16 protein-coding genes and 1 tRNA gene are annotated in these 16,203 nt (G+C 60.7%); 9 read left to right on the top strand and 8 right to left on the bottom strand.

The window, feature by feature from the left end:
• Positions 1–30 precede the first annotated feature (30 nt).
• Positions 31–870, bottom strand: coding sequence for an AAA family ATPase (locus tag JAO82_RS07985; RefSeq protein ID WP_198685845.1), 840 nt, complete (start codon positions 868–870; stop codon positions 31–33).
• 185 nt (positions 871–1,055) lie between these two features.
• Here JAO82_RS07985 and dksA point away from each other — a divergent pair, with 185 nt between their 5' ends.
• Positions 1,056–1,478, top strand: a complete 423-nt coding sequence (gene dksA, locus JAO82_RS07980; RefSeq protein ID WP_198685844.1) for an RNA polymerase-binding protein DksA — start codon at positions 1,056–1,058, stop codon at positions 1,476–1,478.
• An 84-nt stretch (positions 1,479–1,562) separates the two neighbouring features.
• Positions 1,563–2,732, top strand: coding sequence for an FAD-dependent monooxygenase (locus JAO82_RS07975; protein WP_198685843.1), 1,170 nt, complete (start codon positions 1,563–1,565; stop codon positions 2,730–2,732).
• 76 nt (positions 2,733–2,808) lie between these two features.
• Here JAO82_RS07975 and xth read toward each other — a convergent pair whose 3' ends face one another.
• Entirely contained in the window at positions 2,809–3,588 is a 780-nt protein-coding gene (xth, locus tag JAO82_RS07970; protein WP_198685842.1) for an exodeoxyribonuclease III, read from the bottom strand.
• A gap of 130 nt (positions 3,589–3,718) precedes the next feature.
• On the bottom strand, positions 3,719–4,042 hold the full coding sequence (locus tag JAO82_RS07965) for a HesB/IscA family protein (protein WP_198685954.1): 324 nt from the start codon (positions 4,040–4,042) through the stop codon (positions 3,719–3,721).
• A gap of 101 nt (positions 4,043–4,143) precedes the next feature.
• On the opposite strand from JAO82_RS07965, the gene JAO82_RS07960 reads away from it, so the two are divergent.
• The 7 genes from JAO82_RS07960 to scpB all read left to right on the top strand — a co-directional run bounded on the left by JAO82_RS07960 (position 4,144) and on the right by scpB (position 12,527).
• On the top strand, positions 4,144–5,319 hold the full coding sequence (locus tag JAO82_RS07960) for a deoxyguanosinetriphosphate triphosphohydrolase (protein ID WP_198685841.1): 1,176 nt from the start codon (positions 4,144–4,146) through the stop codon (positions 5,317–5,319).
• Between the two features lie 47 nt (positions 5,320–5,366).
• Positions 5,367–7,193: a cation:proton antiporter gene (locus JAO82_RS07955; RefSeq protein WP_198685840.1), complete on the top strand. Its 1,827-nt coding sequence runs from the start codon at positions 5,367–5,369 to the stop codon at positions 7,191–7,193.
• 51 nt (positions 7,194–7,244) lie between these two features.
• Positions 7,245–8,990: an arginine--tRNA ligase gene (argS, locus tag JAO82_RS07950; RefSeq protein WP_198685839.1), complete on the top strand. Its 1,746-nt coding sequence runs from the start codon at positions 7,245–7,247 to the stop codon at positions 8,988–8,990.
• 84 nt (positions 8,991–9,074) lie between these two features.
• Positions 9,075–10,088 (top strand): SPOR domain-containing protein, encoded by a 1,014-nt coding sequence (locus tag JAO82_RS07945; protein WP_198685838.1) that lies wholly within the window; start codon positions 9,075–9,077, stop codon positions 10,086–10,088.
• Positions 10,085–11,086: a beta-N-acetylhexosaminidase gene (nagZ, locus tag JAO82_RS07940; protein ID WP_198685837.1), complete on the top strand. Its 1,002-nt coding sequence runs from the start codon at positions 10,085–10,087 to the stop codon at positions 11,084–11,086. Before JAO82_RS07945 ends, nagZ begins: the two co-directional genes overlap by 4 nt.
• On the top strand, positions 11,083–11,883 hold the full coding sequence (locus JAO82_RS07935) for a segregation and condensation protein A (RefSeq protein ID WP_232897292.1): 801 nt from the start codon (positions 11,083–11,085) through the stop codon (positions 11,881–11,883). Before nagZ ends, JAO82_RS07935 begins: the two co-directional genes overlap by 4 nt.
• Positions 11,884–11,921: 38 nt before the next feature.
• Positions 11,922–12,527 (top strand): SMC-Scp complex subunit ScpB, encoded by a 606-nt coding sequence (gene scpB / locus JAO82_RS07930; RefSeq protein WP_198685952.1) that lies wholly within the window; start codon positions 11,922–11,924, stop codon positions 12,525–12,527.
• A gap of 322 nt (positions 12,528–12,849) precedes the next feature.
• On the opposite strand, the gene JAO82_RS07925 is transcribed toward scpB, so the two are convergent.
• The 5 genes from JAO82_RS07925 to JAO82_RS07905 form a co-directional block, all read right to left on the bottom strand.
• Entirely contained in the window at positions 12,850–13,929 is a 1,080-nt protein-coding gene (locus tag JAO82_RS07925; protein ID WP_198685836.1) for a 2'-deoxycytidine 5'-triphosphate deaminase, read from the bottom strand.
• Between the two features lie 52 nt (positions 13,930–13,981).
• Positions 13,982–14,058: transfer RNA gene (locus JAO82_RS07920), tRNA-Pro, on the bottom strand.
• Positions 14,059–14,118: 60 nt separating this feature from the next.
• Positions 14,119–14,814: a MerR family transcriptional regulator gene (locus JAO82_RS07915; RefSeq protein ID WP_198685835.1), complete on the bottom strand. Its 696-nt coding sequence runs from the start codon at positions 14,812–14,814 to the stop codon at positions 14,119–14,121.
• Positions 14,815–14,827: 13 nt separating this feature from the next.
• On the bottom strand, positions 14,828–15,130 hold the full coding sequence (gene ihfA, locus JAO82_RS07910; protein WP_198685834.1) for an integration host factor subunit alpha: 303 nt from the start codon (positions 15,128–15,130) through the stop codon (positions 14,828–14,830).
• 101 nt (positions 15,131–15,231) lie between these two features.
• Positions 15,232–16,203 carry a beta-ketoacyl-ACP synthase III gene (locus tag JAO82_RS07905; protein ID WP_198685833.1) on the bottom strand — a complete coding sequence of 324 codons (972 nt, stop codon included), beginning with the start codon at positions 16,201–16,203 and terminating at the stop codon, positions 15,232–15,234.

The raw sequence follows: 16,203 nt of genomic DNA, 5'->3' as shown, positions 1-16,203 counted from the left end.
TCGTCTGTCCAGTCACCGCACCTGCCAAAGTCAGCGCTGCCCCCGCGCCATAAAGGCCAGCCGCTCGAACAGGTGTACGTCTTGCTCGTTCTTCAGCAACGCGCCGTGCAGGGGTGGTAATGCATTGGCACCGTCACGTTTCAGGTCTTCGGCTGTCAGATCCTCTGCCAGAAGCAGTTTCAGCCAGTCCAGCACTTCGGAGGTTGAGGGTTTCTTTTTCAGCCCCGGCTGGTCGCGCAGTTCATAAAATTGCGTCAGCGCCGTGGTCAGCAGCGCGTCCTTGATGCCGGGGTGATGCACCTCGACGATCTTGCGCAAGGTCGTTTCATCGGGAAAGCGGATGTAATGAAAGAAACAGCGCCGCAGAAACGCGTCGGGCAGTTCCTTCTCGTTGTTCGAAGTGATGATGACGATGGGGCGCTGTTTTGCGCGGACTGTCTCGCCGGTTTCGTAGACGAAGAACTCCATCTTGTCGAGTTCCTGCAAAAGGTCGTTGGGGAACTCGATGTCGGCCTTGTCGATCTCGTCGATCAGCAGAACAACCTTGCCCTCAGCCTCGAACGCCTCCCAGAGCTTGCCCTTGCGGATGTAGTTGCGCACGTCATGCACACGTTCGTCACCCAGTTGGCTGTCGCGCAACCGGCTAACTGCATCGTATTCGTACAACCCCTGTTGTGCCCGAGTGGTCGATTTGATGTTCCATTCAATCATCGGCAGACTCAGGGCCGTTGCTACCTGGTGGGCGAGTTCGGTCTTGCCGGTGCCAGGCTCGCCCTTGACCAGAAGCGGCCGCTCCAACGCGACGGCGGCATTGACCGCTATCGTCAGATCGTCGGTGGCGACATATTCCTCGGAGCCTTGAAATTTCATGATTTCTAACCCTTGCCATTACCAGGTGCAGCGCATGCCTTCGCCTCGGCTTCTAGCCCAGTGGGGACCGGATTGTGTAGTGACAATCCGGGATCGGTTCGATAAATGCTGCAGCAGAGCGAAGCAGTATGTCTAGGAAAGTTGTTGTTGTGTCAGACAATCTTGGCCAAATCGAAGGAACCCGAATGAAGCAGGACGTTTTCCTGCCGGACGAATATCGCCCGGCCGAGGATGAACCATTCATGAATGAACGGCAAACCGAGTATTTTCGGCGTAAGCTGTTGACATGGAAGCAGGAGTTGTTGGCCGGAAGTCGCGATACTATCGAGGGGCTTCAAGACGGTACACGCAATATCCCGGACGACGCCGACCGGGCTTCGGAAGAGACGGATCGCTCGCTGGAGTTGCGCACCCGGGATCGCCAGCGCAAGTTGGTTGCAAAGATCGAAGCCGCTTTACGCCGTATTGATGAGGGTGAATTCGGCTATTGTCAGATGACCGGCGACCGGATTTCGCTCAAGCGGCTGGACGCCCGCCCGATCGCCACCATGACGCTGGAAGCGCAGGAACGTCACGAACGACAGGAAAAAGTGCATCGCGATGAATGACACGATATCCTGCCGCAAGTAGATGGCGTGCAGATTGCGCCGGGGCTGTAGCCCCGGCGTTTCTGTTTGAGGAGCGCGGTTGCGATGGCTCTTAAGGGTTTCAATATCGTCGTGATCGGAGCGGGGATCGGCGGACTTGTGTCAGCGCTTGCCTTGCGCGCCCATGGTGCCTCGGTCACGGTGCTGGAGCAGGCCGATTCGATCACCGAGCTGGGCGCGGGGTTGCAGATCAGTCCCAACGGAGTGGTGGTATTGCGCGCGCTCGGACTGGAGCCGCGACTGGCTTGTGATGCGGTGCGCGGACGCGCGGTAGTCTTGCGGGAACATTGCCAAGGACGTGAGGTGCTGCGTCTGGATCTGACGCAGTTGGCCCCGGAGCAGCACTATTTCTTCGTTCACCGCGCCGACTTGATCGACCAGCTGGCCCAGGCAGCGCGTGCTGCCGGAGTGCATATCCGGCTGTCGCAAAGAGTGGTACAGGTGATTGCGGGACCGCGTCCGGTGGTTGTCCTTGACGAGGGCACGCGGATCGAGGCCGAATTGGTGGTCGGCGCGGATGGGTTGCATTCGGTAGCGCGCGCGACGCTGAACGGACCAGATCGGCCGTTTTTTACTGGACAGGTCGCCTGGCGGGCGGTGGTACCCAACCTGACGAACCTTGCTGCCGAGGCAAACGTGTTTATGGGGCCAGGCCAGCATCTGGTTGCTTATCCGCTGCGCGGTGGTGACTTGGTCAATCTGGTTGCGGTGCAGGCGCGGCGGGAATGGACCCGCGAAGGGTGGCATCATCACGACACCCCCTGCAATCTGCGCGATGCCTTTTCCGGATTTGGCGGTGTTGCTGCAGATTTACTGGAGCAGGTTCAAGAGGTTGGCATCTGGGGTCTGTTCCGCCATCCGGTCGCGCCGCGCTGGCATCAGGGTGGCGTTGCCTTGCTGGGCGATGCTGCCCATCCCACGCTGCCATTCATGGCGCAGGGCGCAAATATGGCGCTGGAAGATGCTTGGGTGCTGGCCGATTGCTTGCGCCAGACGAGTGATATCATGCGGGCGCTATCCGCCTATCAGGCCCGCCGCCGCGAGCGCGCGGAACGGGTCGTTGCGGCGGCGAATGGCAATGCCTGGAAATATCATCTGCGCGCGCCGTTGCGCGGACCTGCGCATCTGGCGCTGCGCTTGGGCGGGAGGTTGATGCCGGGGCGGATGGTGCATCAGTTCGACTGGCTTTATGGTCATGACGTGACCGCAAGCTGACAGGCTGCACAGACGAGGGGCGCTGCCCCTCGCACTCCCCGAGGTATTTCCAACCAGAAAGAAATAGGGGCGAGGCTTACAGGTCTAGGTCAATCCAGAGCGGGACATGATCCGAGGGCTTTTCGCGGCCGCGAATATCGGAATCAATCTGGGCATCGCGCAGCAGGTCAGCGGCCTGTGGCGTCAGCAGGATGTGATCAATTCGGATGCCGTCATTGCGCCGCCATGCGCCCGCCTGATAGTCCCAATAGGTGTAATGTCCCGGGCCCTGTACCCGGGCGCGCAGCGCGTCAGTGTAACCGAGGTTCACCAGACGGCGATAGGCGGCGCGGCTTTGGGGCAGGGCCAGGGCATCCTTTTGCCAAGCCTCGGGGTTTGCCGCGTCCTCGTCCTGAGGGATGATGTTGAAATCGCCTGCCAGCAGCGCCGGTTCCTCGCTCGTCAGCAGATCTGCGGCCCGGGCGTGTAGCCGTTCCATCCAGGCGAGCTTGTAGTCGTATTTCGGCCCCGGCGCGGGATTGCCATTGGGCAAGTAGAGACCGCAGACGCGCAATGCCTGATCGCCGACCACGGTTGCCTCGATCCAGCGCGCCTGCTCGTCGCTGTCATCACCGGGCAGGCCGCGGCTCACATCTTCGAGCGGGAATTTTGACAGGATCGCCACGCCGTTGAAGGACTTTTGCCCGTGCGTCGCAACGTTATAGCCGCGATCCTCGAACAGGTCTCTGGGAAAGCCCTCGTCGACGGATTTGATCTCCTGCAGCAACACGATATCGGGATCGGCCTCGTCCAGCCATTCGGGCAGGGCGGCAGCGCGGGCCTTGATACCGTTGATGTTGAATGTGGCGATTTTCATTCTGGAAGACTCCGATCGCGTGATGCAGGGGCGATCTATCGCCGATGTCGAGAGAGGGGGCAAGGCGATCCCTGAATGCGCAGGCGAAAGCGGCGTTTCTGCAGGCACGAACCCTCTTGTGATCGGCGCGTTACATGGAGAACGAGGTGCCGCAGCCGCAGGACGAGGACGCGTTGGGGTTCTGGATCACGAAACGTGCGCCGATCAGCTCTTCGGTGAAATCGATGACCGCGTTTTCGAGAAATGGCAAGGACACGGAATCGATAACCACCTTTTGGCCGTGCCCTTCCAGCACCAGATCATCCTCCTTCGGCTGGTCCAGAAGGATGTCATACTGGAATCCCGAACAGCCGCCGCCATCGACGGCGACACGCAGCGCCTGTCCCTGATCCTGCGCGCCGATCTCGGCCAGACGAGCAAACGCGCGGTCGGTGACTTTTGGTGGCAGCTTCATCAACGGATCTCCGAATTGGATCATATTGCAACAGCACCGGTTACAAAGCGGCGCTGTTGCAATATAGACGTCTTGAGGACAGGCAACAAGGACAGGGCCAAATGCGGGCGAAATATGCCGCCAACCCGGATCGCAGTCGCGGGCGGCTGGTCAGCGAAGAGGAAAGTCATTTCCGTTCGTGCTTTCAGCGGGATCGCGATCGGATCATCCATGCCAGCGCATTCCGGCGATTGAAACACAAGACCCAGGTGTTCGTCGAGCATGAGGGCGATTATTTCCGCACCCGCCTGACCCATTCGATCGAGGTGGCGCAGGTCGCACGCACCATCGCCGGGGCGCTGGGCCTCAACTCGGATCTGACCGAGGCGGTGGCGCTGGCGCATGATTTGGGGCACACGCCCTTCGGCCATACGGGCGAGGATGCCCTTTCGGATCTGATGGCGCCTTTTGGCGGGTTTGATCACAATGCCCAGGCAATTCGCATCGTCACCTCCCTGGAGCGCCATTATGCCGAGTTCGACGGGCTGAACCTGACCTGGGAAACGCTGGAAGGCATTGCCAAACATAATGGGCCGGTCACGGCCCCGATCCCCTGGGCGCTGGCCGACTATAACCTGCGCCACGATCTGGAATTGCACACTTATGCCAGCGCCGAAGCGCAGGTGGCGGCGCTGGCCGATGACATTGCCTATAACAATCACGATCTGCATGACGGTCTGCGCGCGGGATTGTTTGCAACCGATGAACTGGCCCAACTTCCGCTGCTGGGCCGCTGTTTTTCGGAGGTCGATGAAAGTTATCCCGGACTTGAGCCTTATCGCCGCCAGCACGAGGCGTTGCGGCGGTTTTTCGGGCTGCTGGTCGAGGATGTGATCGCGGTGTCACGGGGCAATCTGGCGCGGCTTGACCCCCCCGACGTCGACGATATCCGCACCGCCGGACGACCCATGATCCGGTTTTCAGATACGGTCTGGCGTGATTTGCGCGAGGTTCGCGCGTTTCTATTTGACCGCATGTATCGCGCGCCAATGGTCGTCAAGATGCGCAGCGAGGTCACTGCCGTGGTGCAGGATCTGTTCCCGCTTTTCATGGCGCGCAGCGAGCTTTTGCCGGAACAATGGCGCAGGGATGTCGAGTCGGCGAACGACAAGACCGGGCTGGCCCGCATCGTTTGTGATTACATCGCCGGCATGACCGACCGCTTCGCTTTACAGGAACATGCGCGTCTGTGCGGCGGCAAGCCGGTGCCGGAACGTGGAACTCCGCCACATGGCTAGACGTTTGGCATCATAAAGACCTCTATAGAGGGACTGGGGGACAGGATATGGCAGTGAGCGAAACGGCGAGCATGTCCCCGGTCATGGCGTTCGCGCTGGTGGGGGCACTGGGCGTGGGGTCGCAATGGCTGGCGTGGAAGCTGCGCCTGCCGGCAATTGTATTGATGCTGTCGGCCGGGCTGATCGTGGGGCCGGGGCTGGGGGTATTCGATCCAGCGCGTGATATTGGGCCATTGGTCGCGCCGATGATCGCGATTGCGGTGGCGATCATCCTGTTCGAGGGCGGGCTGACACTGAATTTCCGGTCACTGCAGGATGCCGCGAAGGGGGTGCAACGTCTTGTTCTGATCGGTGCGCCGCTGGGCTGGTTGCTGTCGGCGGCTGCCCTCCATTGGGTTGTCGGGCTGAGCTGGGCCAGTTCAACCGTGTTCGGCGGTATCATGATCGTCACCGGACCGACGGTAATTGCGCCGCTGCTGCGGCAGGCGCGGCTGAAGCGCCGCCCTGCCGCCTTGCTGCAATGGGAGGCGATCGTCAACGACCCGGTCGGCGCGCTTGCGGCTGTTCTGGCGCTTGAGGTCGTATTGGTCCTGCAGACGACCGAAACACGCGGCGAGGCGTTTTGGGATCTGAGCATTGGGATCGGCTTTGCGGTGGCGCTGGGACTTGCCGGCGGTGTCGGAATGGCATGGGCGTTCCGGCGCGGCAAGGTGCCGGAATATATGAAAGTGCCGGTCCTATTCGTGGTTCTGCTGGCGGTATTCGCGGTGTCGGATTTCGTGCTGCACGAAAGCGGGCTTTTGGCGGTTACGATCATGGGGCTGTGGATTGCCAATGCTGGCCTGCCCAGCTTCGAGGAATTGCGCCGGTTCAAGGAGCATGCCACGGTTCTGCTGGTGTCGGGCGTTTTCATCCTGCTGGCTGCCGGGACCAGTCTTGGAACGCTGGAAATGCTTGGCTGGCGCTCGGCGTTGTTCATTGTGGTCGTTATTCTTGCGGTGCGACCCGCAACCGTGCTGATTTCATTGGCGTTTAGCAACATCCCGTGGAAAGAGCGGATTCTGGTTGCCTTTACCGGCCCCCGTGGCGTGGTATTGGTGGCGGTGGCGGGATTGTTCGGCGAGCGGCTGGTCGCGCAGGGAGTTGACGATGCGGCGTTGATCGGCCCATTGGCATTTGCATTGGTGGCAGGGACCGTCGTGCTGCACGGATTTACGTTGACCCCGATAGCACGCGTATTGGGTGTAACCGCCAGCGATACGCCGGGGGTGCTGATCGTTGGGGGGGCGCCTTGGTCGGTCGCTTTTGGCCAGCTGCTGGAAAAGCTGGAACTGCCGGTGCTGATCGCCGATCCCAACCATGCGCATCTGCGCGCCGCCCGTCGCGCCGGCTTGAAAAGCTATTTCGGAGATGTCCTGTCCGAGGCTGCGGAACATTCTCTTGATTTCGTTCGCTACCAAAAAGTGATCGCCGCCACCGACAATGATGCCTATAACACGTTGGTCTGCACGGGAATGGCTCATGATTTCGGGCGCGAGAGTGTCTTTCAACCGGTACCGGTCCGGCAGGAAACCGCCCGACACGCGTTGCCCGCAACTCTTGGCGGGCGCATCTTGCGCGGAGAGCTGTCGTATTTTGAGGCCAACCGACGCATCCATAACGGCTGGCATTTCCGAGCGACCGGTCTGACCGAGGAGTTTACGCTTGACGATTGGCTGGACAAAAACCCTGAAGCGCTGCCAATGGCGGAATATGACGGCAAAGCGGGCTTGCGTCTGCTTGATCAAGACGCCCAGTTGAAGGCCGGGCCGGGAGATCAGTTAATAGCGCTTTATCCCCCCGATCCCCCTGAGGAGAGCGCGCAGCGCCATTGACGCGGGCCGCGCCCGTGTTAAACCGCTTGGATCAATAAAAAGGACCATGCGATGAACCTGTTTACCGATATCCGTGCCCTTGTAATCGGCGCGCTTGAGGCGATGCAGGAGGCCGGCACGTTGCCGCAGGATCTGGATTTCGCCAATGTGGCTGTTGAACCGCCGCGTGATCCTGCGCATGGCGACATGGCGACCAACGCCGCGATGGTTTTGGCCAAGCCTGCGGGGCTGAAACCCCGCGATATCGCCGGCGATCTGGCCGCCCGCCTTTTGGATGACACCCGTATCACCAGCGCCGAAGTTGCCGGGCCGGGCTTTCTGAACCTGCGTCTGGCGCCATCGGTCTGGCAGGACGTCGTTGGGCGCATTCTGACCGAAGGTACCGATTTTGGCCGCTCACAGCTGGGGCAGGGCAAGCGCGTCAACGTGGAATATGTCAGCGCAAACCCGACCGGCCCGCTGCATGTGGGCCACACCCGCGGCGCGGTTTTTGGCGATGCGCTGGCCAGTTTGCTAGACTATACGGGCTTTCAGGTCGTGCGCGAGTACTACATCAACGACGGGGGCGGGCAGGTCGATGTTCTCGCGCGTTCGGTCTATCTGCGCTATCTTGAGGCGCTGGGCCAGGAGGTCGCGTTCGAGGACGGCACCTATCCCGGCGACTATCTGATTCCGGTGGGCGGGTCTGTGGCTCGCGACAAGGGTGATGTTTGGGTAGGCCAGCCCGAAAGCGTCTGGCTTGAAGAGTTGCGCGATATCGCCACCGCGGCAATGATGGACTTGATCCGTCAGGATCTGGCGGCACTGGGCGTCGAAATGGACGTGTTCTTTTCCGAGAAATCGCTTTACGGCACCGGCCGCATCGAGGCCGCGATCGAGGATCTGCGCGACAAGGGCCTGATCTATCGCGGCGTGCTGGAGCCCCCCAAAGGCAAGACACCCGAAGATTGGGAGCCGCGCGAACAGACCTTGTTCCGTTCGACTACATATGGCGACGATGTGGACCGGCCGATCATGAAATCCGATGGCAACTGGACTTATTTCGCGCCCGACATCGCCTATCACTATGACAAGATCTCGCGCGGCTTCGATACCCTGATCGACGTGTTCGGTGCCGATCACGGCGGTTATGTAAAACGGATGAAAGCCGCCGTTGCCGCGCTGAGCGAGGACCGCGTGCCGCTGGATATCAAGCTGACGCAACTCGTGCGGCTGTTCAAGAACGGTGAACCGTTCAAGATGTCCAAGCGCGCTGGCAATTTCGTGACGCTGCGCGATGTCGTTGATCAGGTCGGCCCCGACGTGACGCGTTTTGTCATGCTGACCCGCAAAAATGATGCGCCGCTGGATTTTGACTTTGACAAAGTGCTGGAACAAAGCCGCGAAAACCCGGTTTTTTACGTCCAATACGCCCACGCCCGTGTGAAGAGCGTGCAGCGCCGCGCAGCCGAGGCCGGTATCGCCACGGATTCGGTGACGCTGGCCGCGGCGGATCTGAGTAAGCTTGATCACGAAGCCGAGCTTGCATTGGCCAAGAAGCTGACCGAATGGCCGCGTTTGGTGGAAACCGCCGCGCGCAGCCATGAACCGCACCGCGTCGCGTTTTACCTTTATGAACTGGCGGGCGAATTCCATGCTCTGTGGAATCGAGGCAACGATCAGCCCGAACTGCGCTTCCTGCAAGAGGGCGACATGTCGGCCAGCCACAGCAAGTTGGCGCTGGCACAGGCCGTGGCCGTTGTTATTTCCGCAGGTCTTGGTATTCTCGGCGTCACTCCGGCACAGGAAATGCGGTGACAAAATCGCCCGATCCGTCGGTTGAGGCAGACACAAGAAAGCATTGATTGCGGCCAGCGCGCCGCAACGGGCAGTGAGGCGGACATGGAATATTACGACGACAGGCAGGATGCGCCCGCAGGGCCGCCCGGCCTGTCCTCCGGCATCGCCAAATTGGTCAATGTCGCGGGCGCTGTGGCGTCCCTTGCATTGGTGGTCGGTATCGCGTTCTGGGGCTACAAGCTTATCATGCGCGATGTCAGCGGTGTCCCGGTCGTGCGCGCCATCGAGGGTCCGGTGCGCACGCAGCCCGAGGATCCGGGCGGACAGGCCGCCGACCATCAGGGGCTGGCGGTGAACCGGGTCGCCGCCAAAGGATCGGCGGCGCCCACTGCGGATACGCTCCGGCTCGCTCCGCGTCCTGTGGCGCTGGCTCCGGAAGATGCGCCTATGGCTAGTTTCAGACCGGATGCGGCCGCGGATGATGCGGATGCGGAAAATGCTGGCCAAATTGATGGCGATGCGGACGTTGACGCGCGAGAGAACAGCGATTCAACCGCCAAGGTCCGGTCTGATGGCGGTGGCAGCTTCATCGCCAACCCGGATGCCGACAGGGCTCTTGATAAAAACGACAGCAATACCGCTGGCCCCGCGTCATTTCCAGCCGGATCTATTGATGCGGTTCTCGCCGAACTGGTGGGCGACGGAGATGCGCAGCCAGCCAAGGCTACGGCAGGTGTTCAAGGGCCGGGCGTTGCAGTTTCGCGCCGGCCACTGAATCGACCGGGAAACTTGGTCGCCGAGGTTTCTGCCCCGGTCAAAGTGACGCAAACCATCACCCAGGAAGTCGCAGCCGACAGTTTGGTGCCGGGAACCCCATTGGTGCAGTTGGGGGCGTTGGAAAGCCCCGAGGCCGCGCGGGCCGAATGGGCCCGTCTTGCAGCGCGGTTCGACGATTATCTGTCCGATAAATCGCGGGTGATTCAGGAAGCCTCAAGCGGTGGGCGCAATTTCTATCGCCTGCGTGCGATGGGGTTTGAGGACATCGCCGCCGCGCGCCGCTTTTGCGCCGTTCTGATCGCGGAACAGGCCGAGTGCATCCCCGTAGCCGCAAAATGAGTTTCGGTGCGGTCATCCTTGACGCTCAGGGTCTGCGATTGAGCGCGGCGGAAAAGGCGCTCTTCGCAGCCGCCGATCCGTTTGGCTTCATTCTGTTCGCGCGCAATCTCGAAGCCCCTGACCAGATTCGTGCGCTGTGTGACGAGTTGCGGAGCGCTGTCGGGCGGGATGCGCCGATCACCATCGATCAGGAAGGCGGGCGTGTGCAGCGTCTGCGCCCGCCCTTGGCGCGCGATTGGCCCGCTCCGCTGGACCAAGTGCGCGCGGCCGGGGCCGGGGCCGAACGCGCGATCTATTTGCGATATCGTTTGATCGCCCACGAGTTGTATGCGCTGGGAATTGACAGCAACTGCGCGCCCACCGCAGATCTGGCCGGGGATAGCACTCATCCATTCCTGAAAAACCGCTGTTTTGCCGATGATCCCACAATTGTTGCACGGCTGGCCCGCGCGGCGGCGCAGGGGATGCTGGATGGCGGGGTGGTACCGGTGGTCAAACATATCCCCGGCCACGGGCGTGCCACCTTGGATAGCCACCATGAACTGCCCCATGTGTCGGCTTCCTCGGATATATTGGCGCAGACCGATTTCGCGCCATTCCGAGCACTGAGCGATCTGCCGATGGCGATGACAGCGCATCTGGTTTATGACGCAATCGCCCCCGAGCCGGCCACCCTGTCGGCCCGGATGATTGCGCTGATCCGCGAGCAAATCGGCTTTGACGGGCTGTTGATGAGCGACGACATCGCGATGAAGGCGCTGCCGGGGACCTCGGCTGAGAATGCCCGCGCGGCCATTGCAGCGGGCTGCGATGTAGCGTTGTTCTGTAATGGAAGCTTGGCCGAGCGGGACGCAGTCGCCGACGCTGCCGGGCATATGGAGTCCGAAGCAACGCGACGCGCAATGGCAGCGTTGGCCGCTCGCCAAAGCCCGGACGATTTTGACCCGGAAGCCGCCGAGAACGAGCTTGCTGCACTGATGCCGGCGGGTGCGCCATGATGGACACCGCGCAACAGCCGTTTCAGAATGAGGCGATATCGGTTGCCGACCGAATGGCCGCTGAGGCATTGATCGTTGATGTAGACGGCTTTGAAGGACCACTTGATGTTCTTCTGACTTTGTCGCGCACGCAGAAGGTTGATTTGCTCAAGGTTTCGGTGCTGCAACTGGCGAAGCAATATTTGGCCTTTGTCGAGCATGCCAAAGCATTGCGATTGGAGCTGGCGGCGGATTATCTGGTGATGGCGGCGTGGCTTGCCTTCCTGAAATCCCGCCTGCTCTTGCCCCCGGATCCCGAAGATGAGGGGCCATCGGGTGCCGACATGGCCGCGCATCTGGCATTTCAACTTGAGCGCCTTCAGGCAATGCGCGATGCCGCGGCCAGGTTAATGGCGCGCGACCAACTGGGGCGTGATTTCTTTGCCCGCGGTCAGACGCAGAATGTGGCACGGGTTCGCACAACGACCTATTCCGCGACGCTTCTGGATCTCATGCAAGGCTATGCGCGGATCCGGACCCGCGACGATTTCCGCCCCTTCGTGATGGACCGTGATAACGTGTTCACTCTGGAACAGGCGTTGGAGCGGATGCGTCCGATGATCGGCTTTGCCGGCGCTTGGACCGACCTGACAAGCTACCTGCCGGAGGGGTGGGATAATGACCCGGTGCGCCGACGCTCGGCCACCGCGGCAACCTTTGCGGCCTCGCTGGAACTGGTCAAGGAGGGGCAGGCGGAGCTGCGCCAGAGCGAGACCTTCGCCCCGATCCACCTGCGCCGCAAGGAGGCTCGCGCGTGAGTGAAGAGCGTAAAACGAGCGCCTTCACCGTCCCGCCAATGGAGGAGCAAGAGCGCATGGTCGAGGCGGTGCTGTTTGCCAGTGCCGAACCGGTGACCCTGCGGGAGTTTGAGGCGCGCATGCCACAAGGCTGCGACCCCGCGGAGGCGCTGGTGAATTTGCGCAACCGCTACGACGGGCGCGGTGTGCATATCGTCAAGGTGGGCGATGCCTGGGCCATGCGCACGGCGCCTGACCTTGGGTTCCTGATGCGCGAGGAAACCATCGAGAGCCGCAAGCTGAGCCGCGCCGCGGTCGAAACTTTGGCGATCATTGCCTATCACCAGCCCGTCACCCGCGCCGAGATCGAGGAAATCCGCGGCGTCTCGGTCTCGCGCGGTACCATCGACCAATTGCTTGAATTGGAATGGATCCGCTTGGGGCGGCGCAAAATGACACCGGGGCGCCCCGTGACCTTTATTGTCACACCGGGGTTTCTGGACCATTTCGGATTGGAGAGCGCACGCGATTTGCCGGGTTTGAAAGAACTGCGCGCCGCCGGCCTACTGGAGAGCCGCCCCCCGTCCGCTATGATGCCACCGGGTCCCGAGACGCTGGAAGAAGACGAGGCCGCCACGGGCCAGAGCGAACTGTTCGAGGATTAGGCAAAACAGCGCCTTTTCCATTGCTTGGTGACAATATTGCCGCCGCGTCCTATGCTGGAGTTGGGCAGTGATGAAAGGGGATCGGCATGAATATGAGCCGGATCATCAACATGATCATTCGCACGCTCATTCGACGTGGAGTCAATTCGGGCGTTGATTTTGGCATAAAGGCAGCCTCGGGACGGGGCCGTGGACCGCGTCGCGATCATGCTCCGGCCCATGATGCGGGCGGGCAGCCACAAGACAAGCAGATGGCGCGGCGGCAGCGACAGTCTGTCAAGGCGACGCGGAGAATTGGCAAGTTCTGAAATACAGTGAGCGGTTAGCCGGATGTCTTGAAGTGTTTCGACAGCTTCAGCCCCTGGCCTTGATAGTTCGAGGCGATTTGCGCACCGTAAAGCTGTGTCGGGATTTCGCTCATGCGCTCGTAGACCAGCCGGCCCACCACCTGCCCGTGCTCCAACACAAAGGGAGCTTCATGGCAGCGCACCTCAAGCACTCCTCGTGACCCCGCCCCCCCGGCAGCATCGTGGCCAAAGCCGGGGTCGAAGAATCCCGCATAATGCACCCTGAATTCACCCACCATCGCAAGATAAGGGGCCATTTCGGCAGCATAGCGCGGCGGGATATGCACTGCCTCGCGGCTGACGAGAATGTAGAAAGCGCCTGGATCAAGGATGATCTGGCCGTCAGAGCTGCGCACCTCTTCCCAGTATTCCGCCGGGTCATAGGCCCCGATCCGGTCAAGATCAATTACGCCAGTGTGGGGTTTGGCGCGATAGCCGACCAGATCGCTGCCGGGCAGGCGTAGATCGACCGAAAACCCCAGACCGTCTTGAATGACTGCTTGTCCATCGACCAACGGTGTCTGCGCATGAAGTGCAGCCAAATCGTTGTCATCAAGCGTTGCTTGACCGCGCCGGAAACGGATCTGGTTCAGCCGCATACCGGGCCGCACTAAGACCGAGAATGAGCGCGGGCAGATTTCGGCATATAGTGGGCCGTGATACCCTGCTGCGATCCGGTCAAATTCAGTGCCGCCATCAGTGATTGTACGAGTCAGCAGATCCAGCCGCCCGGTTGAGCTTTTGGCGTTGGCGACCGCGCTCATATCTTGAGGAAGAGCAAGCGATTCCATCAGCGGCACCAGATAGACGCAGCCTTTTTCCAGCACCGCGCCATCGCTCAGGTCGATGCGGTGCATCTCAAAATCTGCCAACCGGTCGGCAACGCTGCGCCCGTGCCCGGCCAGAAAGGACGCGCGTACGCGATAGGCGACGTGGCCGAGGCGCAGATCAAGACTGGCGGGTTGGATCTGCGGCGGATCGATTGCCGGATCGGCAAGAATCGTTCCCTCGGCGATCATGGTTTCAATCTGCTGATTAGGACATACGCCGCTCATTGGACACCCCTTAAGATGGAGGGAGCGACGAGTGGGGATCGTCGAATGAATTTGGTCGGGCTAGCAGGACTCGAACCTGCGACCTTCCGTCCCCCAGACGGACGCGCTACCAGACTGCGCCATAGCCCGACGTTGGCCTGTTCATACCGAGTTTCAGGCCGGGAGCAAGGAGAAATCACGCCTTTTTCCTCAGCCCGATGGTGTCTCTGAAACTTGCTCGACCCAGGCGCGCAGTTTCTGCGCCAGCGGCGCCATATCGCGCGCCTGATCGGCGCTAAGGCGGTTCAGTCGGGCCAAATGTTGCAGCGGGCGGTACGGCAGGGGGGCATGGACCAGTGGAGCAACGGCGTCGATGTCGGGTGAGGGGGAGTCAACGGGCGTTTCAGCCCGCGCGGACGTTTGCGGGTCAGCCGCATCGGGAGCCTCTGCGATGCTGGTCTGAGCGGCTTGCTCGGGCAAGGGCGAAGTCTCGGCAAGATTTCCTATTCCTGACAGTCCGACAACCGAATCAGTCGCGGAGCCCGGTTTGATCGTGGTTGCTGTTTTGCCGATGGCGAAGGGTAAGACGGTGGCGCTGTCATACTCGATTGTTTCGATGCCGCCGTCGTCTTCCAATGGTTGGGACAGAGCAGCGACCTGAGCGATACCCTGTTCACGCAGAAGTTTCTGCACGCCTTTGATCGTCATACCCTGACCGTGCAGCAGCGTCTTGATCCCGTTTAACAGTTGCATGTCGGCGGGACGGTAATATCGTCGGCCACCCGCGCGCTTAACGGGCTTGATCTGCGTAAACTTGCTTTCCCAAAAACGCAGCACGTGCGCTTGGACCCCAAGCCAATCGGCAACTTCGCTGATCGTGCGAAAGGCATCGGGCGATTTAGTCATGTGATGGCCTGCCTCAAGGTTTGTTGCCAAGGGCAACACGCTCCTTCATCAAGTGCGAAGGTCGGAAAGTCAGCACCCGCCGGGGCAGGATCGGGACCTCTTCACCAGTTTTCGGGTTGCGGCCAATGCGGGCCGATTTGTCACGGACGCTGAACGTACCGAAGGATGATATCTTGACCTGTTCGCCGCTTACTAGGGCGTCGGAAATATGGTCCAGAACGCTTTCGACCAGCTGTGCGCTTTCATTGCGGGATAGGCCAACTTCGCGATAGACGGCCTCGCTCAGATCCATGCGTGTAAGAGTCTTTTCGCCCATTTGTTCCCCCATTGTTTGATAAATAATAAGGGTAGCGCAAATTCACTGTCAATATCAATGATTTGCGCGCATGCGCATTGGCATATTCGCGCTAGGGCAATTTACCAACGTAATACCACCGCGCCCCATGCCATCCCGCCGCCAATTGCTTCGGTCACGATAAGGTCGCCGGCCTTGATCTGTCCGCGCTGTTTTCCGACGGACAGCGCTAGGGGAATCGATGCGGCGGATGTATTGCCGTGATCCTGTACGGTCACGACGACCTTGTCCATTGACAGGCCCATGCGCCTTGCCGTGCCCTGAATGATCCGGATGTTCGCCTGGTGCGGCACGATCCAATCCACGTCCTCACTGGACAGTCCGGCACGCCCCAGCGCGGTTTCGGCGGTAACGGTGAGTTTTTCGACAGCCTGCCGGAAGACCTGATTGCCCTGCATGCGCAGTTTTCCGGTTTGTTGCGTGGACACGCCGCCATCCACATACAGCAGATCACGCAACCGCCCGTCAGAATTGAGGTCGATTGACAGAATGCCACGATCCGCTGCGGTGCCTTCGCCGTCTTGCGCCTCAATCACGACTGCACCCGCACCATCGCCAAATAGCACACAGGTCGAGCGGTCGGTCCAGTCCATAATGCGACTGAAGGTTTCAGCTCCGATCACAAGTATCCGGCTTGCCTGACCGGCGACGATCTGGGCATTGGCGTTGGCCAGCGCATAGACAAAACCGGCACAGACCGCTTGAAGATCATAGGCGAACCCACGGTTCATGCCCAACTCTTCTTGTACCATCGTCGCCACCGATGGGAAGGTGAGGTCAGGGGTCGAGGTTGCCACGATGATCGCGTCGATATCGTCGATGCTAAGCTTGGCATCGGCGAGTGCGGCGTGGGCCGCGTTGCTGGCCAGATTAGAGGTGGTTTCACCTTCGGCAGCAAAATGACGCCGCTCAATTCCCGAACGCGATCTGATCCATTCGTCCGAGGTATCCAGCGTTGCTTCGAATTCCGAGTTCGGCACGACCCGTTCGGGCAGATAATGGCCGACCCCGGTGATAACTGCGCGACTTGTCAT

It is taken from the genome of Pontibaca salina, from assembly GCF_016307205.1.
Classification (GTDB): Bacteria; Pseudomonadota; Alphaproteobacteria; order Rhodobacterales; family Rhodobacteraceae; genus Pontibaca; species Pontibaca salina.
Note: the sequence above shows the minus strand (reverse complement) of the source record. Positions and strands in the feature narration are given on the sequence as shown.